At 37.9% G+C, this 23,961-nt stretch carries 23 protein-coding genes, 1 tRNA gene and 1 other annotated feature; of the genes, 6 read left to right on the top strand and 18 right to left on the bottom strand.

The genetic code is table 11. From position 1 onward, the window contains the following. Positions 1-103: 103 nt before the first annotated feature. Positions 104-331 (bottom strand) — a binding site (T-box leader). 172 nt (positions 332-503) lie between these two features. Next, positions 504-1,145 carry an alpha/beta hydrolase gene (locus V514_RS0105390; protein ID WP_029498805.1) on the bottom strand — a complete coding sequence of 214 codons (642 nt, stop codon included), beginning with the start codon at positions 1,143-1,145 and terminating at the stop codon, positions 504-506. 261 nt (positions 1,146-1,406) lie between these two features. Between V514_RS0105390 and V514_RS0105385 the strand changes: the two genes are divergently transcribed. Next, positions 1,407-1,480 (top strand) — tRNA-Lys (locus V514_RS0105385). 58 nt (positions 1,481-1,538) lie between these two features. On the opposite strand, the gene V514_RS0105380 is transcribed toward V514_RS0105385, so the two are convergent. From V514_RS0105380 to V514_RS0105355, 6 genes are all read right to left on the bottom strand, one after another. Further along, positions 1,539-3,356: a hypothetical protein gene (locus V514_RS0105380; protein WP_152528942.1), complete on the bottom strand. Its 1,818-nt coding sequence runs from the start codon at positions 3,354-3,356 to the stop codon at positions 1,539-1,541. 79 nt (positions 3,357-3,435) lie between these two features. Further along, complete coding sequence (locus V514_RS0105375; RefSeq protein ID WP_029498800.1) at positions 3,436-4,518, bottom strand: ABC transporter ATP-binding protein; 1,083 nt, start codon at positions 4,516-4,518, stop codon at positions 3,436-3,438. Positions 4,519-4,578: 60 nt separating this feature from the next. After that, a complete protein-coding gene (locus V514_RS0105370) occupies positions 4,579-5,052 on the bottom strand; it encodes a hypothetical protein (protein ID WP_029498798.1) in 474 nt (157 codons plus the stop codon). Positions 5,053-5,056: 4 nt separating this feature from the next. Continuing rightward, on the bottom strand, positions 5,057-6,187 hold the full coding sequence (locus V514_RS0105365) for a sensor histidine kinase (RefSeq protein WP_029498797.1): 1,131 nt from the start codon (positions 6,185-6,187) through the stop codon (positions 5,057-5,059). An 85-nt stretch (positions 6,188-6,272) separates the two neighbouring features. Continuing rightward, a complete protein-coding gene (locus V514_RS0105360; protein ID WP_029498795.1) occupies positions 6,273-6,458 on the bottom strand; it encodes a hypothetical protein in 186 nt (61 codons plus the stop codon). A gap of 86 nt (positions 6,459-6,544) precedes the next feature. After that, complete coding sequence (locus V514_RS0105355) at positions 6,545-7,300, bottom strand: hypothetical protein (protein ID WP_029498793.1); 756 nt, start codon at positions 7,298-7,300, stop codon at positions 6,545-6,547. 618 nt (positions 7,301-7,918) lie between these two features. On the opposite strand from V514_RS0105355, the gene V514_RS0105350 reads away from it, so the two are divergent. From V514_RS0105350 to V514_RS0105330, 5 genes are all read left to right on the top strand, one after another. Further along, positions 7,919-8,164, top strand: coding sequence for a hypothetical protein (locus V514_RS0105350; RefSeq protein WP_029498792.1), 246 nt, complete (start codon positions 7,919-7,921; stop codon positions 8,162-8,164). A 130-nt stretch (positions 8,165-8,294) separates the two neighbouring features. Continuing rightward, positions 8,295-8,867 carry a TetR/AcrR family transcriptional regulator gene (locus tag V514_RS0105345; protein ID WP_235073110.1) on the top strand — a complete coding sequence of 191 codons (573 nt, stop codon included), beginning with the start codon at positions 8,295-8,297 and terminating at the stop codon, positions 8,865-8,867. A gap of 96 nt (positions 8,868-8,963) precedes the next feature. Then, positions 8,964-10,085, top strand: a complete 1,122-nt coding sequence (locus V514_RS0105340; RefSeq protein ID WP_029498788.1) for an ABC transporter permease — start codon at positions 8,964-8,966, stop codon at positions 10,083-10,085. After that, positions 10,086-10,763: an ABC transporter ATP-binding protein gene (locus V514_RS0105335; protein ID WP_029498786.1), complete on the top strand. Its 678-nt coding sequence runs from the start codon at positions 10,086-10,088 to the stop codon at positions 10,761-10,763. Positions 10,764-11,322: 559 nt separating this feature from the next. Beyond that, the gene (locus V514_RS0105330; RefSeq protein WP_029498784.1) at positions 11,323-11,895 is read left to right on the top strand and encodes a DUF4352 domain-containing protein; all 573 of its coding nucleotides are present in this window, start codon (positions 11,323-11,325) and stop codon (positions 11,893-11,895) included. Positions 11,896-11,941: 46 nt separating this feature from the next. Here the strand turns inward: V514_RS0105330 and V514_RS18810 are convergent, their stop codons facing one another. From V514_RS18810 to V514_RS0105275, 11 genes are all read right to left on the bottom strand, one after another. Then, the gene (locus V514_RS18810; RefSeq protein ID WP_029498782.1) at positions 11,942-12,718 is read right to left on the bottom strand and encodes an N-acetylmuramoyl-L-alanine amidase; all 777 of its coding nucleotides are present in this window, start codon (positions 12,716-12,718) and stop codon (positions 11,942-11,944) included. 1 nt (position 12,719) lies between these two features. Continuing rightward, positions 12,720-12,992, bottom strand: coding sequence for a holin (locus V514_RS0105320; RefSeq protein ID WP_029498781.1), 273 nt, complete (start codon positions 12,990-12,992; stop codon positions 12,720-12,722). Further along, positions 12,989-13,330: a hypothetical protein gene (locus V514_RS0105315; RefSeq protein ID WP_029498780.1), complete on the bottom strand. Its 342-nt coding sequence runs from the start codon at positions 13,328-13,330 to the stop codon at positions 12,989-12,991. Before V514_RS0105315 ends, V514_RS0105320 begins: the two co-directional genes overlap by 4 nt. A gap of 24 nt (positions 13,331-13,354) precedes the next feature. Further along, positions 13,355-15,253, bottom strand: a complete 1,899-nt coding sequence (locus V514_RS20525) for a siphovirus ReqiPepy6 Gp37-like family protein (protein WP_029498779.1) — start codon at positions 15,251-15,253, stop codon at positions 13,355-13,357. 88 nt (positions 15,254-15,341) lie between these two features. Next, complete coding sequence (locus V514_RS20340) at positions 15,342-15,506, bottom strand: hypothetical protein (protein WP_161630171.1); 165 nt, start codon at positions 15,504-15,506, stop codon at positions 15,342-15,344. A 29-nt stretch (positions 15,507-15,535) separates the two neighbouring features. Continuing rightward, the gene (locus tag V514_RS0105300) at positions 15,536-15,769 is read right to left on the bottom strand and encodes a hypothetical protein (protein ID WP_029498777.1); all 234 of its coding nucleotides are present in this window, start codon (positions 15,767-15,769) and stop codon (positions 15,536-15,538) included. A 16-nt stretch (positions 15,770-15,785) separates the two neighbouring features. After that, a complete protein-coding gene (locus V514_RS0105295; RefSeq protein ID WP_029498776.1) occupies positions 15,786-16,313 on the bottom strand; it encodes a hypothetical protein in 528 nt (175 codons plus the stop codon). Between the two features lie 3 nt (positions 16,314-16,316). Then, positions 16,317-17,207, bottom strand: coding sequence for a hypothetical protein (locus tag V514_RS19645; RefSeq protein ID WP_029498775.1), 891 nt, complete (start codon positions 17,205-17,207; stop codon positions 16,317-16,319). A gap of 14 nt (positions 17,208-17,221) precedes the next feature. Next, entirely contained in the window at positions 17,222-18,094 is an 873-nt protein-coding gene (locus V514_RS0105285; RefSeq protein ID WP_029498774.1) for a phage tail domain-containing protein, read from the bottom strand. Positions 18,095-18,103: 9 nt separating this feature from the next. Then, entirely contained in the window at positions 18,104-23,641 is a 5,538-nt protein-coding gene (locus tag V514_RS19640) for a hypothetical protein (RefSeq protein ID WP_029498773.1), read from the bottom strand. Continuing rightward, positions 23,642-23,953, bottom strand: a complete 312-nt coding sequence (locus V514_RS0105275; RefSeq protein WP_029498771.1) for a hypothetical protein — start codon at positions 23,951-23,953, stop codon at positions 23,642-23,644. Positions 23,954-23,961: the final 8 nt, after the last annotated feature.

Raw genomic sequence — 23,961 nt, 5'->3', positions numbered from 1 at the left:
GGAATATTCAAACATTAAAATTCGAAAATCAGTTCGAGATAAGCGAGAAATTTCAGCTGACTTACGAGCAATAAAAAAAGCCCTCACGAAAGAATAACTCTTTCATGAGGACGATTGCTACCGCGTTGCCACCTCAAGTTGAAGCACGTACGCTTCCACTTTGTCTGATTGCTCAGCATCCGTTAACGGGGATGACGCGTCATTTGCTACTACGAAACGGTTCACAAATGCTCTCATAAGTCCATTCACAAATGCACATGATCAGTTCACACCAGCCACTGACTCTCTTAACATGACAACATTTGCTACTACTCTTACTCTTCAATTTCTCTCAACTATGCTCTGCTATTCTGTGCTCTGCTAAAGGGAAGCCCTGCTTTCAAGGCTTTCTACCCTTCCGCTCGAATAAGTTGTTCTTAGCTTATACTACTCGTTCCATCACTGTCAAGTATTTCTAAAAAAAAGAAGAAATCGCACCGCTCGGGTACCATTTCTTCATGTCACTAAAATTGCGTTGTAAAGAAGCGCGTAATTTGTTGTTGAATCGCTGGCGTCACACCATGACCATCTTCAAATGATACAAACGTTACGTCTGCTCCTTGTTCTTTAAAGAAGTCGCGTGATGCCTCACCCCATTGATACGGTAAAACATAATCCATCGTACCATGTGTAATAAGCATTGGTAAGTTCGTCACATCATGCTTGAAATATTCTTCGCGCACATGCTCTGGTAAATACGCACTCAATACCACCACACCCGCTAAATTTTCATTGCCTAAGACAAGCGCCAGTGTTTGCGCTAAAATACCACCTTGGCTAAAGCCCATGACGAATAATTTTGTCGCATCTACTGGATATTGTGCTACAACTTCTTCGATAAAGTCGCGGATATGTGCCACAATTTTATCAAAAACAACTTTATGTGGTTTACCAAACTCTTCAATTGTGAAGAAAGCATAACCTGGTGGTTGCACAACCGGGCCACGTAAACTAAAAATATGACATTGATCTTTGACATCATGTAATAACTGCGGTAAATCTTGTTCATTACTGCCCATACCATGCATTAAAAATACAGCAGGATATAACTTGCCTTTTTCGACATTATTTGGAGCGCTATGCTCAAAAGTAAATGGTGATTTCATTTTAAAATCTTCCTTTCAACATACAAACATTATTATTATCGTAGCACAGTAATGCGAAAACGAAAAACATTTCTTCTTGCCGTTTTTGCAAAAATGAGCTTCACATCATCAGAAACAGAAAATACGCATTTTTAACAGAAATTATTGATAATTCAACAGAAAATAACTTGACTTAACTTAAATTTTTATATTACAAAACATTGTATTTAAATATGAGCGTGCTATACTAGTAATTGTTCGAGGGAATACAATGATTATTTCGGATCTGTGGCGCAATTGGCTAGCGCACCTGACTCTTAATCAGGGGGTTGTGGGTTCGATCCCCACCAGGTCCATAATAAAAAGAGGGAATGCGTGAACACGCATTCCCTCTTTTTATTATGTTTCAATAACTTAATGCCCTTTTGCTAAGCACTTTGCGAAGCGGCGCTGTGCACGATTAGCTGATGTTTTTGCTATGTTTTGCAGCTCTTGTTCAAACTCTGGTAAATAACTTGATACTTTCCACAACTGTAGCGTATCTAACACACTAAATGTCAACAGCTCATCTTCCAATTGCAACGCATGATGCATTAAACGTTTCCCAACGCCATCATACGATGACAACTCATCGATTAGGAGTTCAATACATTCTCGCTCTAGCGGATTTAACGGTGCCAATTCAAATTGTTCGACATAGTCAATAACCGCTCTAAACAAGTGCGTATCTTCACCCGCAATAAGCGCGGCATATAAATACGGTTCAAAATGCCCGTTGACGATTTTTTTATAAACAAGCGACATATACTCAGCGCCACTCGCGCGCGCAATCGTAATTGCTTGCGCCATAGTACGCTCTTCTGCAAACGCCTTCTCAATCATTGGTTGCCAATTAGCACTCGTTAAAATGGCGTCTAAACCTGACAACACTAAATTACTTTCGACTGGTTGCCAGGATGTATATTCAATTAAATAATCCCACTCATAAGCCGATAAATACTCGGCCATTTTAGCAATTGGATACAACTGTTCATACGTGGTAATATGCGTTTTAGCATGGCGCACATAGTCAAGTAATGCTTCGGGTAGTTCATTATAAAGTTCGACCGTTTCTTCTGATTCAGTAAGGCACATAAGCATCATCGTGGCCCGCGCAAATAGTTCACGTGGAGCGCTATCTGCTTTCAACGCCTCTGACAATGCACTTTTTTGTGCGATCGCTACTATCAGAGCGAGTGAGCTTTCCGTTAGAAGCGGTGCGTCGTACAATAACCACGTACGAATCGACTCGGTTGTCGGTTCTAGCATTAGAATAGCTGCTTGCTGACCATATCCAGTCGTGTCCTTCGCCAATTCAAACAGTAGTTCATGTGCAGGTGCGCCGTGGCGATGCAATGCCACGGCCACAAACGCCGTAAATTCTTCATGGCGTCCGATTACACGCAGCAAGTCGACATCGCATGCCACCGTAGAACGCCCAAGTAATAAAAGCGCAAAATCGACGACATAACGATGTGCCGCATGCTCAATAAACCACATAGCCTCTTTATGAAGTGCCGCTTCATCGACCTCTAACTCAGCCAACATGTCGTTAAAAAGCAGCGCATACTCCGGGAAATCATCATCTAGCACATCTTCATAAATCGAATTGCGTGTTTTATCGCTCGGTTTTTCAAGCAACCAATCGACTTTTTTTAACAACTTTTTCGCAAAGCCGTGTTCATAACCTTGCTCATGTTCCGAAAATAACACTTCATAATAGGCACCAGGCTCCAAATGCTCCTCCTCATCAAAATAATAATAACCTTCATCTGGTAACGTAAAATTTTCTAATGTGCCATTTTTTTCATAAGCTTCGATTAAAGCTGGCACAATTTTTTCACGATGCTTCCACATTGAAAAGTTCAATTCATGCTTTTGTTTAATAAATTTTTTACCATTTATATAAAACGTGCAATCGAGCGTTTTAATGCCATTAACTTTCGCCTTAACGTGCAAGCCATTTTTCTCGCCTTTCACAACTTCACTTGGGCGTAACTTTCCTAATTTCGATGGTCGGTTCACTTCATCAACGAGCTCGCCATCAATAAATAACGTGGCTCCAGCTACTGTCGTATGGACGGTTACGTGATGCCCTTCAAACTCTACATCAAATTGTTGCTTTACTTCTTCTTTGAGGTCTTGCTTTATGTTTTTCCACGAACGTTGCATATACTGTTTGAATTGTGCCATGTCATAATCGCCCTCCATTCTCTATTAACTCCACTATACCGAAATAATGGAAAAAAAGCACACCCATTAGCCTTAATACTCAAATACGCTGTTCCGTCTCCGCATCAAAGAAATGAACATGTGCCGTCTGGACGTAAAATCGATGCGTCTCGCCGATTGCTAGTTGTTGCTGCGCATCCGCACGACCAATAAGTCGCTGCCCCGCGAAATTACCATAAATTATTTGCTCCGCACCGGTTAATTCGACCGCTTCGACGAACACCAGAATCGCTCGTGCTGTGTTCCCACTTGGCTCCTGACTTGTAATGTGTTCCGTGCGAATACCGATAATGACTTCTTTCTGCTCATAGGGCTGTAATGCTTCGCTATCTCGTGGCGCCATCTCAAATTCAACATTGTTTATAATAAATTGCTGTTGTTCGATAGCACCTCGGAAAAAGTTCATCGCAGGACTACCAATAAAACCACCGACAAACACATTATGCGGCGCGTCATAAACTTCCTTTGGTGTCCCAATTTGCTGAATAACCCCATCGTTCATAACGACAATTCGGCTCGCCATCGTCATCGCTTCCGTTTGGTCATGCGTCACATAAATCGTTGTCGTTTTTAAACGTCGATGCAGTTTAATAATTTCCGTGCGCATTTGTACGCGTAGCTTTGAATCTAAATTTGATAGTGGTTCATCCATTAAAAAGATATTCGCATCGCGCACGATGGCTCGTCCAAGTGCCACGCGCTGGCGCTGCCCACCTGACAAGGCGGTTGGTTTTCGATTTAATAACTGCGTTAAATCTAAAATCTCCGCCGCTACTTCCACGCGCTGCATGATTTCCTTTTTTGATACGTTGCGCATTTTCAACCCAAATGCCATATTATCAAACACCGTCATATGCGGATACAACGCATAATGTTGAAAAACCATCGCGATATTGCGATTCTTTGGCACGACATCATTCATGCGCTTACCATCGATTAAAAACTCGCCTTCTGAAATCTCTTCTAAGCCGGCAATCATGCGCAATGTCGTACTTTTCCCGCAACCAGATGGCCCAACAAACACGATAAATTCCTTATCTGCTACCGTTAAATTAAAATCGGTAACAACGCGTACTTCTTTGTCATAAAATTTCGTTATATGTCGTAATTCTAACGTTACCATATGCTCACCTCTATAAAATAATTGAAAAAGAGGCCAAGATTTCTCCTGCCCTCAATCACGTTATTGAATTTTTTTAAGTAACTCTACGGTATGATGATGCTGTGATAGCTGCTTTTCATACGGCTGCCACACAAGCATATAGGATGCCCCGTTAACGGTGAACACAAATTGCTTTTCAGAAGCTGTTAATGGTTCATGTTGCTTTAAACGCAATACATCGACCGTATATAACAACTTGTTGTCATAATAATAGTTCATCGTATAACGCGCATCTTTTTCAAATTTCTTGTTCATTTTACGCTCTAATGGCGCAATATGAACGAGTGGCGTTGGTTCTACGTAGCGCTGCACGTCGTCTTTAATCGTCGCAATCGTTTTTTGTTGTTGCTGTATGACGATTTTGTCAATTTGTGCTTGGTGATCTAAAATCGCCGCGATATCTTGTTGTTCGTGACGATTTTGTTGAATCGCCATAAATGCGCTAATTCCTAATACAACCATCAACACGGCCATAAAAATGCCTTTTCTTCTCATACATTCATCCCTCTTGGTAGACGATTACAAGTGGCACTGTAAATGTTAATGCAGTCCCTTTTGCTCGCTGTTCAATGTCCAATTTACCGTTCACAAATTCAATGCGCTCATGCATTCCTTTTAAGCCATTGCCCGCTGATTCAGCAAACGATGTTTTTAAGCCCATGCCATCATCTTCAACAGTCAACACAATATCTTTTGTTGATTGTTCAACGGTAATCGTGCAATGTTTCGCCTTACTATGGCGCACGACATTGTTGACCGCTTCTTTTAAACACATACTTAATGTATTTTCTAAAATAAGTGGCACATCGTACAATTTACGATCCCCTTCGATGTCACAGTTGATATTCGCCATTTGTAATAACTTCTCAACTTGATACAGTTCATCTGATAGCTGCACTTTTTTCATATCTGACACCATTTCGCGTACTTCCTTTAATGCCATGCTCGCCGTTTGACGCACATCTTTTAGCTCTTCTTTTGCTTTATCAGGGCTTTTATCGACTAAACGAATAGCAAGATCTAGCTTTAAGCCAATCATCGATAATTTTTGACCAAGTGTATCATGTAGGTCGCGTGCGATTCGTTGACGCTCTTCATAAACGCTCAGTTCCGAAATACGTTCGTTCGCCGTTTGTAGGCGCCCTTCTAATTCGGTGTTTTGCTTACGGCTATACAAATAAAACGGTCCTAAAATAGCACCAAAAACAACAAGGACCATATAAGGAATTTGTTGAATATATAACTCCGTTTCAATAAAGAAACCACCTAAAATCGAGCCAACAGTAATACCTAAATGAATCCCATACATGACATAAAAGCCGACAGTACTACGAATACGGCCAATAAACATCGCCGTAAAGAATGCAAAGTAAAAATAGCCAAATAACACGGCCATCACCGCATTAATGACCATCATAAACGATAGCCACATATAGACTAAGCCGTTCGTTAACACCGATGCAAAATACGTACAAATTAAAAATGTAAATAAAATTGCTACTGTAATGCTAATAATCGATGTCTCTGCATTATGGAAAATCCATACGAACGGAATAAAGCATCCAACAAACCAAATAATAGCGCTTAAAAAAGGGCGATTCGTAATGATTTCGAAAGCCTTTGTTTGCATGTAATCGCTCCTTTCAATCTTTTCTATTATAGCCGAAAGCATATAAAAAAAGCACCCTTCATCATCATGGATGCTTTTCAAAATGCTAGCCTTCTGAAATTGAAACAATATGTGCTGTGAAAATAACGCTATGTTTTCCCTCATTTTCTTGACGAATAGAAGGCACTTCAAATGCACCTTCTGCATTTAAAAACTTCTCATCAAATTCTGAATAAGGTAATGCGTAGCTAATTTCTTTCCCATTTGATAATTGAATAATCGTATTTGACACATTAACACCTGCTTTCAATAAATTCCAAAGGCGGCCTGAAACAATATTCTCTGATTGTTCTATACCCTAATTACACGCCGTAAACATTAATGATTTAAACGAATTTGATAATCATGACTACTGCCATAATGCGATTCTTCATATTTGTATGTATACATACCACCCATCAGCGAATCCTTTGAAATGCGTACATATCCGATTTGCTCTAGTTTAGCTATCATTTTTTTAGCGCGCGCTTTTGAATGATATACATACATATCGTTATATCCACCTTCATATTCATAATCTTTACCAGCTTTTATTTTCTTATGATATGCGCGGTATTTTGACACAATCGGTTTAATCGTCACATTAATATCATACATATAATAGGTTTTATTATTAAACAAAACCTTTAATAAGTCTTCTCCATTTAATGTTGTATCATAGCCACGTGGTTTTGTATGACTAACAAATTTATAATTTCGCTTTTTATTATCCAGTTGTACATACGTTGTTTTTTCACGATTTGTATAGGCACCTGATCTATCTGAATAAGCATAATAATACCATGTAGGTTTTGTATTCGTTTTAGATTTTAAAATATAGCCTGTCGTCGAACCCACTTTCACTTTATAATAGTTCGACGATGCTTTTGTAGTTGTCGTCACTTTTTGATTTTGATTCAACAACTTAAGTTTTTTTGTTTTTTTATTTGCAGATTTGTAAATATATGTACCTGACTCTGCATAGTATGTTTTCGTAGTTGCCGCTTCTACATTTAACGGGCTTGAAGTCGTCGTAAAAACAGTTGCAACACCCATCAGCACTGCTAGAGAGACATTTGTAATCTTATTATTCATATGTAAATCCTCCTTTTTCATTCATTATAAAAGTACAACACATGCATGAATATACATCTTTATACCATTATTTGAATTTAATTCAACTAAACAATTTATCAAAAAAAGATAGTAATTTGATTTTTAAATACCACAAAAGAATTTCCATACTTTTCTTTAAAAAATATATAAGTATTTAATCTCATTAAAATTCCCTTTGTTCTTATAAATATTCACATCTAAAATTATATCAAAACACATAAAAATATTTTTACATTAAATAATTGTACTTTTAAATAAAAAAATCGAATAAAGCAGAAAAAAATGTTTTTTTAGAGAAAATAATTGAATAAACTCAATTATCATCATATAATGAAAGAAAATCCGAAAGGAATGATAGTATGCATTTTCCATCTCTATTTTTTAAAGAACATCTATTTGAAAGTAGTATTTTCGTCGCTTTACTTATTATTCTTTTCAAATTTATGGGCTTCTACTGAATTGGTATAATAAACGGAAGAATTATTTTTAATTCTTCCGTTTATTTACGAAAAATACATTCTTATGTAATATATTTTCTCTAAAAAGAAGGAATTCACTTTAAAAGAAACGAATTAAGTAGCAGGAGGTGGAGAAATTATGCAAAAACAACAAGAGTACAATGTTTATTTATTTTTAAAAGATTTTGAAACAGCTGGTGAAAATACGACAAGCTGGTCAAGAGTAGCTGATCCGCAAGCCCTACATACGGCCATTTATAATGCAGAAGAACATGGTTTAGCCAGTGGTATTACGAGCATTCTTGAACAAGGAAATGTAGCAATTCATTTTAACAATCCGCAAATAACCGCATTAGGTGAGAAATTTTTACGTGCACACGAATAATCATTTCAATAGCTATAAACATAAAGAATTTGCGATACGTTGCAAATTCTCTTTTTTTCGTTTAAAACAGCGTAACGTCACTCGCTTTTTTTAACTGACAATGATAGCATGAAACATAATTGGAGGTTTCATGATGGGACGAGATAAAAAATTTTCGACACAAGATTTATGGCAAGCTACACATGAGTTGATTGTTGAAACAGGCTACCAAGGATTTTCAATGAGCCTTCTTGCAACAAAGCTTCATGTTTCACGCGCGGCCATTTACAAACATTATCCAAATAAAGAAGAACTACTCATTGAATTCATGGTGGAAAAAATACGTTATAGTGTCACGCTATTAAGTGAAATAGACTTTACGCAGCGTTTTGAGGAGCAATTACGTGATTTATTAGAAAGAATGTTTCAATTAAAAGATTTACATCAAATTTTAGGAATGGCTTCAACTATTGAAGACGTTTCACCAATTATTACAGAAAAAAAGCAGATTTTATCAACGATGCATCATAAACTTTATGCACCACTAAATCAACTAATCGATGAAGGAAAAAAACAAGGGTTTATCGCCCCTTCACGTAATAACTTTTTATTACTTGGCTTTATCTTTCAAACAATCGATATACCAAACCATGCTGGACTACCGTTAGATACATTTATCGCAGAAATCCAGGACCTCATTTTACATGGCATATCAAATAAGTAACACATTTGTCACTTTTATTATTTACACATGTGTTACTTTGGCGTATACTTTAGTTGGCCTTTTAAGAGGTCAACTTTTTTTATGGAGGGAAAAATTTTGTTTTTAGCATTTAAAGAACTTACACATGCCAAGTTCCGTTACGCAATGATGACAGCAATTATTGTTTTAATTGCCTGGCTCGTCTTCATTTTATCCGGACTTGGAAATGGTCTATCAACACTAAGTGCCGCAACATTAAAAAACATTAACGCTGAATATGTTGTATATGAAGAAACAGCGGGCGCGACATTTACAAAATCGATATTATCAGAAGATATAATCGATGATTTAAAGAATCAAAAAGATATTGAGGATGTAGCAGCATTTGGTGCTTCTACAATTTCTGTCGGCAAAACAACATCTAAGGATGCCGATGATAAGGAAGATGTGGCATTAATTGGCTTAGAACCTGATGCCTTTGTCATGCCTACTGTTATTGAAGGAGAAAAATTATCACTTTCAAATAAAAAAGGTGTTGTTATTAACGATACACTGAAAAAAGCTGGCTATAAAATTGGTGACAAGCTACATGTATCCAATTCAAATTTAAAAGTGGAAGTTGTCGGTTTTGTTGAAGGCGAAACATTTAACCATTTACCAGCGATGTTTGCAGTGCCCGAAACATGGCGTAGCTATCAATATGCTGCTCCTGGCTCTGACAATGACCTAAACAAACCAGTACAAGCCTTTTTCTTAAAAGCACCTAATTTAGATCCAGAAAAACTTGATAAAGCAATTGATGATATCGAAACGGTGACGAAAAGTAAAGCTGTTAACGGCATGCCTGGTTATACAGCAGAAAACGGTACCATTATGATGATGTTAGCGTTTTGTATTGTCATTTCAGCCTTTATTATTGCCGTATTCTTCTATGTTATTACGATGCAAAAAACACAACAATTTGGTGTCATGAAGGCAATTGGCGCAAGCAATGGCTTTATTGCACGCGCTATCGTTGCTCAAGTAGCCATTCTTTCAGTTGTCGGTATTTTAATTGGTATTTTATTAACATACGCTACTGCACTAATCTTCCCAGAAGGTATGCCATTTAATTTAGACCCTGTATTAGTCACTACATATGCGATTGTCTTATTAATTATTGCATTACTTAGCTCGATTATTTCAGTTCGTCAAATTGTTAAAATTGATCCATTAACAGCGTTAGGGAGAGTGGAATAAATGACCCTATTATCACTACAAAATATTTCAAAAAGTTATACAGAAGGTTCTACTACCGTTCAAGCATTAAAACATGCTTCACTTGAAGTAGCTGCTGGTGAATTAGTAGCCATTATCGGTCCATCTGGTTCTGGTAAAAGTACATTGCTTTCCATTGCAGGTGCTCTATTGCAGCCAACAGAAGGCTCTGTCACAATTAACGGTCAAGACCTAGCCAATTTATCACCAAAAAAATTAGCTAGCTTCCGCTTACATGAGCTGGGATTTATTTTACAAACGTCTAATTTAATTCCGTATTTGAATGTCCTTGACCAGCTATTACTTGTCAAAAAAATGGATAGCCGTGTGACAAAAACAGATAAAGAAACTGCGAAACAATTATTAATAGAATTAGGTCTTGGTGACAAACTAAAAAAAATGCCGAATGAATTATCTGGTGGCGAACGCCAACGTGTTGCGATTGCTCGTGCATTTATGAATAATTCAACTGTCATTCTTGCAGATGAACCAACAGCAAGCCTTGATTCAAAACGTGCATTTGAAGTCGTACAACTACTCGCAAAAGAAGCAAAAGAACGCCAAAAAGCTGCTATTATGGTCACCCATGATGAACGTATGCTACCGCTTTGCGACCATGTTTATCGCATGGAAGATGGCATTTTAACAAAAGAATCTTAACTTACTTCAAAAAGAAACTGGGGCATAACTCGATTTTCGGGAGAACCATCAAAATTGAGTAGTAATTTTCTTAGCTAAATGAAGCATGTAATACCCTTGAAAGCAAAAAAATGTGAGGCGATTTTGAAAATCGCCTCACATTTTTTCTTTTGTCCCAGCCCCTTTTTATATTCTCAAACATTTAATAAAACATATGCACATGACGTTCGTAAAGACAGGATCGCTTGCGAAAAATAAGCTACATACTAAAAAAACCAGCCAACACAAGCTTGTGTTGGCTGGTTTTTTCTAAATTTTATGATGCTTTGTAATTGAACAAAGATATGCCTTCTGGGAGAATTCTTTTTTGTATAAAACGTTCTCATATCAACATTTAAAAGACATGGCGGTCACTATTTGGTCACTGTGTTTTTTCTTGCTATTTGCAAGGTTTTTTCTAAAAAGTCCTTATAAAAATGTATGGATATCAATTTTGTATATATAAAACACATAATTTTATTACATACAAAATTTAACATAATTGCTAGTATTAATTTATAAAGAAAATGGAGGTAGAGAAATGTCAGGTTGTTTAAAGTGGTTTGGAATTTTATTTATCGTTATTATTTTAATCGGCGCATGTACAGCAGTATTAGGGAGTGATGAAGAATCCACTCCAAAAACGGAAGAAAAATCTTCTAAAGATTCCGCAGCATCATCTACAGGGAAAACATTTAAAGTTGGTGATACTGTAAAGGTTGGTGACATGCAGTATAAAGTGAAGTCAGTTGCTACAGCTAAAGAAGTTGGCCCTACTTATGGTAAAGAAAACGCAAAAGATACGTATGTTGTGATCGACATAGTCGTTAAAAACAATGGTAATGAAGCAGTTACAGTGGACACAGCTTTATTCACGTTACTTAAAGGTGATAAGAAATTTGAGGCTGATTCTGCTGCGAGTATGAGTGCCAATCAATCAGAAGATGGCAACATCGATAATAGTTTCTTCTTAGAATCAATTAATCCAGACTCAAAACTAGAAGGTAAAGTCGTATTCGATGTATCATCGTCAATCGCTTCATCAAATGCATTAAAACTACAAGTTCAAACTGGTTTCTGGGGAACAGAAACAGAAGTAATTAAATTGAAATAAAAAAAAGCCCGCTTCCAGATATATTTCTAGAAGCGGGCTTTTTCTTTTATTTCTTCGTAAATGCCACATATTTATCTGCTGCGGTAACATACGTACCACTTACCGTTTTATATTGATAGGCTCCATCTACTTTCTTACGTCCTACTACAGTAAGTACTGTACCTTTTTTTACAGTACCACTAGGTTTATCCCATCTTGGAGCATCATAGTAATTTAAATTGTCCACTAAGGTTTTGATAGCGCCTTGCACTTTTTTTGTTGTGGATTCAGATTGAGTACCCTTTTGTTTTGTATAGCCTAAATAATTCGCGATAAATTTAGCGATTGCTTGGCATAAAGCTTCAAAATTTTTATGATAGGCCTTTGCATCCTCCATATGTGACACAAAACAAACTTCTAACAATAAAGTTGGCTTCTCCATATTTTTTAAAATGTATAAATCTTTTCGTACTTTTGGGCCACGATCTCGTAGTCCAAGTGCAATGGCCATCGATTTCGATAATTTAGCGGCAAGTGCGGTATGACCACCGTAATGCAGTACCTCAACACCTGTTCCGATATTGCGTTGACCAGCATTGAAATGCACTGAAATATCTAAATCGCGTACCTTACTATTATGGAAGTTGGTAATTGCACGTAGATTTGTTGTTTGGTCGCGTGATGTATTATCGTAATACGTATAACCATCACCGTCATATGCTTCTTTTAAAATGACATCGACGCGCTCGACAACCCGCCCCGCTTCATTCACTTCATCTAAAATATCCGCTGCACCGCGAATATACTTTCCGTGTCCACGCGAAATAACATATTTTTTAACCATGCTATTTTCCTCCTTTCTTTTTCAAAAAAATCATTTTAAACGTTTCAAAATCAAGTAATCCTGCGCTAATTAACCCTGTAAAAGCCCCTGCCCAAAAACGTAGTTCCACGCCTAAATCAGTGAAGGGTCTCGCTAAAATCCCCAAAATAATACCGACTACTAAATGTGTAGCCGGTACATAACGTTTTTTTATTTCAAATGTATGCATCACAAATTTCGTAAATGCTGCAGTAATTACCAACAATATCAAAACAAACGAGATTAATGTAATCATTCGTTCCCCTCCTCTTTTTCCAATTTGACTTTAATGTCTACAACTTCCTTTGCCAAATTACTATGATCCTGTTGTAACCGGTTGAACGATTGATTTAACCCTTCAATTGACGAAGCTGTACGTTCTTGCGATTTAGTTAAGCTAGATAAGTTATTAAATAGTTTATCCTCACGCGTTTTTGACTCTCTCATAAGTTTATTTGTAAGAGATTGATTTTTTTCGTCTGATAAACTCTGCTTCTTGACTAAGTAAACAATAGCTCCACCTGTCATAAGAATACACAAGATGGCCCAAACAAATTGGCTTTGTGCAATTGTTTCCGCTGCTGTTAAATCCATGAAACACCTACTTTCTTATTCTTTTTAGTATACAAATACCAAACCATCTTTATTGGCATTTAATTTTAAGGACCACGCTACTATTGCGCCATCGACAACCATTATGTTATCTCCCCCACTACTGTTTTCAGCAGCTTCCTTGGCCTGTTTCGCTAAATCATATGCACTTTTAACAGACGCAGCACTTGCAATGTCTGTAGTAGATTCGCTTGTCACGCTGGTAACGATATTTGGTTTATCTGTGATACCAGTCCAACTTGTAGTACCTGCTGGACCCACATCTCCTTTGTCACCCTTTGAACCAGACGGACCCTGTTCACCAGCATCGCCTTTTGGGCCTTTTAACGAAGCTAACTGTTCCACGGTAAAATCTGAATAAACAAATGGATCACCTTTATCACCCTTTGCACCTGTAGGACCAGTTAAGCCAATATCTCCTTTATCACCTTTTTCTCCGCGTATTCCTTGTATACCTTGTGGTCCAATATCACCCTTTAATCCTTGTGGGCCTTGTATTCCTTGTGGACCAATTGGGCCACTTTCACCGCGCTCACCTTTTAACCCTTGAGGGCCTTGTAGATTCACATATCTATATTGCGTTTCATTATTCGCTTTAACCCCTAATTGCGTACCATTCCAGTTGTAATCGACTGATGTAATCGAACTTACTTTTTCATCTACATATGCTCTTGATACACCACTCGTTACGCCACCTGTGCCTGTTGCATCTTTGATTGTGCGTTTTAACTTATCGATAAACGTTGGGATGGCTTTATCGAATACAACCTCAATTTGTTTCGAATGGCCAACCTCATGTATCTCTTTCGCTTCGGTAATTCGTGCATCTAACGTCACGCCCCAGTCTTTATGCTGCAATGTCGTTATATCACCTAAAAACCAATCTTCACCATATTTGAAGCGTCCTGTATTGATTTGTCCACTGAAGAATAGCGTCTGCTCGTATTCAGAAAGTTTTTCCCTACCTTTGTCAGCAAGGTCAGTTATAATATCTTCTTCTGAACGATCAACTTCAACTTTAACTTTATATTCATATTCGTAAGAACGACCATCTTCATGCTCTCCTACGCCTATCAATGTGACTTCTTTTTCTTCTGTTTCAGTTACGGCTGCATCAATGTATATTTCTTTTCTTTCTAATCCAGACACTTCATCATTAACTGCGGCAATTTTTCGTTGGATTTTTTCACTTTTGCCAGCTACATAAGCAGTATTTTTATAATTTAGTTTGCTTTCTGTATATTCTAGGCTTTTAACCGTACCAAATTCTGTACTAAAAACTACTGGTGGTCTATCTATTTGATTGGTTGAACGGTCTACACCATCAACAATATCAAATACAAATTTTTTGTTTGAAATATCAATACAAATATTCCATCCGATTCCAGTAAATTCGCCAATATCTTTTAATTCTTCACTAATTGTCGTTCCTCGTTTCACGATGCGTTTTAGTGTTTGTCCACGATTTAGATTTGGGGCAACAATTAAATTTGGGATGTGACGATTAATGTTATTAGAATCGGTAATATTTGCAGTAATTAACCCTTTGAAAATACTTTCAACATTTGTGTCGAAATATGTTGAAATAGCATTATTAGCAGGTAACACAATCCGATCGGATAACCAACTTTTTAATGGTACAGCTTTAATCAGCCAATTCTCCGTTGCTTTGCCATTTTCATCAAGCGCGATTTCGCGGTGTAGAATTTGGAATGGTGTATCGTAATCGTTTTCGATAAAAACGATGCGGTCTTGTTGTAGTAAATCTGCGTTGTGCATATGTCGATTAATGTGTAATTCGATTTCACCAATGCCATATAATTTATTTGTGATTTGTAGGGATTCGTATTTTGCTACTTCACCGTAAAACTTGAAGTCTGTGTCAATAACGCGTAGAGGTATCATTTTAATTCCTCCTTAACCTTAATAAAAAGCCTTCCACAATGAAATCACTGTAGAAGGTTAATTTTTTGTATAATAAAAAGCCCAAACATTACGCTTGTGCTTCTTTTTGAGTATCCATCATGTTCATTAATTCGTTGTATTGTGTTGCTGTAATACGGTTACGCATTACGAACATATCTAGCATTGTTGCCATTGTTTCGTAATCGTAGTTACCAGATCCAATAACTAATTTGGCGTTGTTGTAAGTAATCATGAAATCATCTCCTTTCAAGTGATATTAAATTAAAGGCCGTTATTAATTTCAGCTAATGTTGCTAAATATTCGACTTGAATCTGTGTGTATGCAGATGTTTGTTCGATAGCTTCTAAACGATTTTCTACTGTGGGTTGTGTTGTGTCTTCTTCAATTTCTTCGACAATTAATGTTTTGATTTCATGTGAGACTGTTTTGCCATCAGTAGTATATCGTGTGATACGATAACCATCTTCAATAATTTCTTCTAAAAAATCAATCATCCTAATACCTCCTTTGTTATGGGAATAAGTGCATTTCTCCGTATGTTAGACCGATGCCGTCAAAATTGTAATTTGATGTAGGTTTTACTCTTAAAAGTGAATTGATATATAGTTCGCTAAAATTAAATGTTAATAGTGATCCGTTTTTTGTTGGTTTATATATTTTACCGTCAATATTAACAGTTGAGTAAGAAGTTGCACTAGTGGAGTTGCCATATAATTTTAATACTACATTCTTTAATAACATTTTACCTGTAAGGATGGTAGTTGCTGTACCGTTTGCTTCTGATGTTATTTGCGTTAAGTCACTAAGACTCACCACACTATTAAACATATTACTTCCAAAAGCATCGTCAGCAATAGTAGAAGTACTCACTAAAAGTGCATTTAGTTTTGCATGTGCATTAGCGCTTATAGCACTACTTGCTGTACTTGTTGGTGTGCCCAAATTTGTATTAATTGTACTTAGTGTTGCTTTGTTAGAGTTTACATTGGTTAATATAGTTTCTTGTTTTGTTGCTGTTGGTAATTGGATTTCTGGCATATATTAAACCTCCTGTTCGTATTTAAAAATTAAGCCGTTAAAATCATCGGTAACTGTGAAACCATAACGATAATTTACACCGTTTTTGGTAAATCGTAAGGGCAATTCACTTGTGATACGTAAAAATAAATTACCTGCTGCATCTTCAGATAAAGTGTCCTTAACTTCGTTGAACCATGTTGTAAATGCTGTTTGTTTACCATTACGCCATGCCTCAAATTCTGATTGTTGCACTGAACGCCAATCGGTAAATAATTGCACCTCATTATTTCGCCAATCAGTAAATACTTGTTGTTGTTGGGCTAACCAATTTAACATTTGAGTGACATATACACCTTTTTGAGCACTAAACCAGTAATCCCATTGTGATTGAAATTCACTTGTTGGTACGCTGATTAATGAACTTACAAGCCCACATAAATCCTCGTTAAAGCGCTCATCAACGAAATAAAGTGGATTGATTGCTTTATCGCCAGATGTTACTCTGACTTGCGCAAGCGAGATTTCGTAAATGTAGTTGTCACGTTGTAATGTTGGTGCTACTGGATTAGTCGCTTCCTCCCCTTGTTTCACAAACGCTTTAATATAACGATTTTCACTACGTAAATCTAATCGAAGGACAATACGGTCAATACGCGATTTACTTACATTTGGGATAGCATGTTCAAATGTTAAAACTGTGGTGTTTTGGTAGCTAAACCCTTTGATCAACGCTTTACCTGTACTCAAGCGTGTTGTTAACCCATCACCAACTGAAACCCGAAGCGCTGGCACATTATTTGTGTGCAATAGCCCACTCGATAAGACGTTACCAAAGTATTCGGCGAAATCACTCGCCATATACCATCTTTCATCTTCTTCTGTTGAGTCGAACATTTTATATAGTTCTGCCATCTTCTCTCCCCTTTCTATACGGCGTTATATTGCTTACGCCATGTTAAGTTGAATGTGTTGTTTCTAATGTCGCTATCCGCGACATATGCGATACGATTCTCACCAATTTGTAATTTAAATGATGCGAGTGATGAACCTAGATCGAGCCAATGCACAACATTTCGTGCATTCCCTTCTACATCAATAAAAATAACTTTTGCTGTATCAGGATTCGTATCGATAATCATCGTTTCACCAATCAGTAAATCTTGGTCCACCTTAATATATTTGCCTGTCGTCTTATTGATGATACGTGGATTTGTTGCTGGCCCTTGTAATTCAACGTAGAGCGGCGTTTCAGCATCACCGTCATTCGTAATGATACGTTCATCTTGTTGTAGCCCTGTTTTGAATGGGCGTGTTCCACTAAAAGGAAATTTAAACAACGGGATATACGGCGGTTCCTCGATAATGTTTAATGATTCCCAATAAACCGATGGCGCAATAAATGTAATCGAGCCTTTTTGTATGCGTTGCACCCGTCCTCCGTTATCCGGGAAAGACGGTACGCCATCGGCAATGCATTTGATGATGCGCACAATACGTTCATTCTCATAGCGCAACGTGCCCACTCCTAATTTTGGATTAAGCACTTTCGCCATTAACGCACGCCGTTCTGATACATCGCCATATGTTTCGTCATAATTAGCAGCAATTACGAAATCAACTGGTATTTCTCGATTATTTAAAATAACATCCAGTAAAGTAGAGCCGTCCTCGTAGGCGCTCTTTTGTGTTTGTATGTCAGCTGTGACATCTCCTAATCCCTCCACGTTTTGCAAATAAAAAGGAGGCCCACCGATTTCGATAGACACTCCTAAAGCGTTTGTATAAATTAGTTTCTCCATCGTGACCTCCTACATACCAAATCCTAAATTTTGCATTTGTTTTTTCTGTTGTCGTGCGAGTTCTGCAGGGCTTGACGGTGCATTGTCGTATTGATTATTGATTGTAACGTTTCCACCTGTACCATTTCCGCCACCCTCAACTTCAACTTTCACTGAAACAGATAATTCTTTGCTGATAGCGCTTGTAGATGATGCTGTATAGCCTAATACATCCGCACTTACTAAATTGCTCGTCACTTCATCTTTTACGCTTTCAGCGAGTTTATGCGCAGTTTTAACAGCTTGCGCTTGCATGTTCGCCATACCATTGATTAACCCTTTGACGATATTGACGCCAATGAATTTATTCGCCCATTTTGACGGAGAATGAATGTCAAAAGCCTGTTGAATTGTAGATTTCACTTCATCAGCAATGCTTTTTGCTTGCGCTAATAAACTAGGCGTCATATCTGTTAACCCACTTCGCATGCCTTTAATGACATTCTTACCAATCGCAGGCATACTCGCTGTCATCGCATTGAATGTTTTCTTCGTACCGCCAGTTAAATCTTTAATCGACTGTTGCCATTCTTTATTGTACGTATCAAGTTGAAGTGCTGTTTCTTCACGCATCTTCGTAATTTCTGCATCTGTTGATACACGTAAGTCTTTCATTTCACTGACAGCAATTTTATTTGCAAATTCAGATTTTTCTTTCCATGCACCTACAAATTCTGCTAACTCCGTATCAGACATCTTTGTTAGCGCTTCAATTTCTCCTGCTGACTTAATACCAAGCTCACGCAATTCATCAATTAGCGCTGTATCTACACCACGACCAGCAAGTGTTTCCATATTGGTCGCCCATTCCGACATACCTGCAACCTGTGATTTTAAATTGCTAATTAATTCAGCACCGGTTGTTGCTGATTTTTCAGCCATTTCATCAAACAAGCCCATTGATTTGTAGATAGTATTCGCGCGATCTGATACAGCTTTTTCATATTCTTCATTGAGTTTCTTTTCAGATTCAATCAATGCGTTGTTGGCATCTTGGATTTTCGTTGTATAGGTATCAGATAAAGTAGTTAAGTTGTTGTATAACTCTTGTTTCGACTTCTGTAGTTGTTCATCAAAGTATTTGCGCTTTTGAGAGCCTTTTGCATACTCTTTGCCGATTTCTTTAATCAATGCGATTTGTTTATTCGCTCCGATTGTTTCGTCAGCTAAAATAGAATCAACTGTTTGCTTATTTAACTCATAGCGCACTGTTGCGATTTCTTTGTCGACTTTCGTCTCGGCACCTTTAACATCCTTATACTTCTCTTTCGTCTGTTCTAGCTTTTTCAAATACTTCTCAATGGTGTAGTCGCCATTTTGATAATTGTTGCCGATTTGCGTCATCTTGCTGTTGAATAGTTCTTTATTGATTGATGCAGTTTTGGCGGCTACTTTAGAAGCGGCATTTTCAACATTACTGTACGTTTTAGCAAGCTTATTCATTTCATCAATATATTTAGTGCCAGTGATTTTATTTGCAGAATACTTATTCGACAAATTCGTCATCTTGCTGTTGAATGCTTTTTGTTGTTTTAAGTACGCATTGTGCGCCTCTTGTTGCGCTTTTTTAGCGACTGCAGTTGTTGTTTTCGCAATCTTTGCATTGACCGTTGCAATCGCATTCGTTACACTTTTATATTTTTGACCAAGCGCTTTAGCTTCTTTTACATAAGTTTTCGTGCTGATAGATCCAGCAGATAAACGTAAATCTAAGTTTTTAAGTGAATCGTTGAACGCCTTTTTAGCCGCATTTGCTGTCTTTTTAGCACTTGCTGTCACAACTTTCGTTTTCGATGTAATACCATTCGCAAAACCCTGCCCAGTATGTTCACCAAGTGCATAAGTAACGCGCGATGGCGAGTGAATGTCCATTGCTGATTTGATTGTTGATTTCACTTTATCCGCAATAGATTTAGCTGCGCCGATTACTGCGCCGGCCATTGATTTAATACCATTCACAAGCCCTTGAATGATGTGTCGCCCAATCGCTGTTAAATCAATACTTGATAAAAAGGACTGTGCTGACTGCCAACCACTTTTTATCGCACTTACAACACCATTCATTGCACTTGATACAGCACTTTTTAATGAATTGAACATTGTTACGACTGTGTTTTTAATTGTACTAACAGCACTTGATACGGCAGATGTAATCGCACTCCAAGCACTTGTAATAACAGATTTAACAGCAGACATCGCACTTGATACAGCCGAACGAACTGCACTAAAACCACTCGTTACAACTGATTTAATCGCGCTAATGGCACTTGAAACTACACTCTTAATTGCACTCCAAGCTGAACTAATACCCGATTTAATCGCATTCATTGCATTCGTAATTGCTGATTTTATGGCATTAAAACCATTTGTTACCGCGGATTTAATCCCGTTTATCGCACTTGTTGTCGCACTTTTTATTGCATTCCATGCTGTCGTGATAGCTGATTTAATACCATTCCATACGCTCGTTGTCGTACTCTTGATTGTATTCCAAGCATTCGTAATCGCTGTTTTAACAGCGTTAAATACGGTTGTAGCAGTTGATTTAATGCTATTCCAAATACTCGTCAGCGTTGATTTAATACTATTCCATACGCTTGTTGTAGGCCCTTTAATCGCATCCCAAATACTAAGCAAGAATGATTTTAAAATGTTAAAAATATTCTTAGCTGCTGAAACAATTGCATTCCAAATTGTTGTAAGCATTGTTTTAATCGCATTCCATGCTGCAGACCAATTGCCTGTTAAAAGATTTGTCAATGCTGTTAAAACACCTGAAATAATTGCTACAGAAGTTGTAATGACTGCTTTAATTACTTCCCAAGCAACTTGCACAATTGTTGAAATCAATGGCCATACCGTTTGGAACACCGTCATAATTTGACTCATTGTCATTGTAATCGTGTCTTTAATCAGACCCCAAACGACTGTACCAATTGTCATGATGTTTGCGCTATTCGTCGTCCAGATGGCCATAATTTGTGCCCATGTAGCTGAAAGGAAAGAAGCAACAGCACCGAACGCCGTTTGAATAACGTTCCATACCGCTGTAAAGGCTGTAGATACTTGATTTCTGAATGTTTCAGACGTTTGATACACACCAATTAACACCGCAACAAATGCCGCAATAGCAGCAATCACAAGACCAACAGGGCCTGTTAATAAACTGATTACTGTACCAAGCATAGGAAACTTCGTTGCCAAATTCGCTACCCATGTACCAACTGTTGTTAATGTGCCGCTAAAACTCGTAAACAATCCTGTGATAAACGTAATTGCTTTACCAATACCAGCCATCATTGCTGTACCAAGACCTGCAAACAATGCCTTGAACATTAAAATAACCGGCATAATTGCCATAAACGCACCTGATAAAGAAATAACAATCGCAATTATTTGTCCGATAGCTGGATGTGCTTGCATCATACTGTTAGACCATGCTAAAAACTTATTTACCATTTCTAAAAGGATTGCGCCTAGCGGAGCCATACCAATCCCTAGGTTCACTAGGAAGGTTGTTAAGTTGCCAATTAGCGACATTACCCCTGGTGCTGTGGCGCTAACGTATGAGAGGAATTTTTGGAATGATTGATTTTCCTCGAGTGCCGCAGTCCAAGCGCGCCATCTTTCCATCAACCCTTGTAAGCTCGTCATCATTCCAGAAGCGGAACCACCGAAGGCTGCAAAGAAGTTTACTACTCCAACAATTGCATTACCAAAAATACTACTGATCTTTGGCATATTTTCTTGCACATAGCTAATGAAAGATTTGAACTTCTCGCTCTTTTGCAATCCTTGCGCCCATGTAGCAAATGATTCCGACATTTTTAAGAACCCTTTTGATACACTTTCACTAAGCGGTGCAAAGGCCACGAACATTGAGCCTAATCCTTTAAATAAATTCCCTACCGCTTTACCAAATGTCGTAAGCATTGGACCTGCGTTTTTATTAAGATATTCAATAAACTGCTGGACTGGCGGTGTACCGATACTTTGTTTTAGTGATGTCATTAATCCGTTGAATGCCTGCGAAGCACCTATAAACATTGGTTTAAGTTGATTTAAAAGAGATGATGCGACTTGCGCTCCCTTTTGCACACCTTCTAAAATCGGCTTTTGCGTTGCTTTTAAAAGGCTTTCATATGTGGTTTTTATGCCATCAATAGCCGCCTTTGTCTGTTGTTGCTGGGCGTTCAGTTTAGCATTCTTTTCATACAATGCTTTCACATTACCAACTGCCATCGCCATAACGCCACCGAAGCCCGCAAAGGCTGTACCTAGAGCAAATGCAAAGCCCATTGTTTGCCCTGCAATAACCCCAATCATGACACCTAAATTACCGATTAAAGCACCTAAGTTTGCAAGGATTGGTGCAATCATTGGTAATAAGCTAACAAAGACTCCTCTTAACGCATAGCCAGCTACCTCACCAAATGCTCGAATATTACTTGCGAGTGTAGCGATTGATGCTTGAAATACATCAATACGTGCAGTAATTTTAATAACTGCTGAACGAGTTAACGCTTGGATTTGCGCACGTAGCAATGCTAATTTGTATTTAAAACTCGATGTTTCTGCATCAATACGAATTTCATTTGTACGACGTAATGTTTCAATTGTTGCTCGTAGCTGTGCCATGCGAATCATGAACTGTGAAATGTCCGCTTGTACATCAACTGTCGGTCTTGAGCGGTCCATGTTCATAATTTCTGCTCGAAGTTCAGCCATGCGGCGTAAGGCATCTGAAGTATCTGCGTGGATTTCAACATCGTGTGCTTCACCTTCTAAACGCTCTGCAACATTTTCAACTAATCGTAATTGACCTAACGCTTCTGTAACGTCTGCGTCAATATCAATTTGCCGATTTCGTTCCGTTAATTGATCCAAGCGCAATTCAGCTCTTTGCAAGTCGCGCATGCAATCACGAATATCTGCTTGTACTTCAATCGTCGGCTCTTGCTGTGATAATGTACGAATACGATTTTGTACTGTTTCAAAGTCTGTCAACGCATCATCTACATCTGCTTCAACATCAACGTGTACATCACTTTCGATTAACTTGTCCGCTTTACGTTCAATACGAGCCATTTCAATGATTGCCTGGTCTACGTCGGCAGTAACATTAACTTTCGCTTGTTCGCGGTTTAAATCCCGCACCCTTGCTTCAAGCGTTTGCATATCACGCAAAAAGTCACGTACATTTGCTTGTACATCAACTGTCGCATCTTCGCGTTCTAATTCTTTTAAACGGTCCTCAACAGCATTTAATTCTGCTAATACATCCGCAACACTTGCTTGTACATCTACCGTTACATCATTATTTACAAGATTACGCATTTCGGTGCGTACTTCTTTGATGTTACGCATAAAGTCTTTTACATCTGCGGTTATATCAACATCTGCCCCAGTTGCAGCATCACGAATCGCCTTGTCGACTTCCTTCATTTTGCGCTTAAACTCTTTGACCTCTGCACCAACTATCGCAGTAAATTGTTCAACGTTTGCCATCTACTCACTCCCTTCTTTAGATTGGTTCATTGCTGCAAGTGCTCGTTGTAAATACGTGTAATCACGACTTGCTCGCTCTTTTTCTTTTTGTTCTTTCGGATGCAAGATGTTTTGACGCACTCTTTCTGCATCAAACAACTTCTTGGCCGTAATACGTTTTCCGTTCGTTGCCTGCGCATTAAAGATTGCTTGAATAGTCATGTTTTCATACGTCTGCACATCTCGTAGCATGACACCTTTTATTTTTCGATTGTATTCGTTCGGTGTCATCGCATATAACAAGTCGTTGTCTGCAATATTCAAATACTGCATTGCATCAA

Origin of the sequence: Kurthia huakuii LAM0618, from assembly GCF_000505545.1 — a bacterium.
GTDB classification, from domain to species: domain Bacteria; phylum Bacillota; class Bacilli; order Bacillales_A; family Planococcaceae; genus Kurthia; species Kurthia huakuii.
The sequence above is the reverse complement of the archived record's forward strand: the minus strand, read 5'-3'. Positions and strand labels throughout refer to the sequence as shown.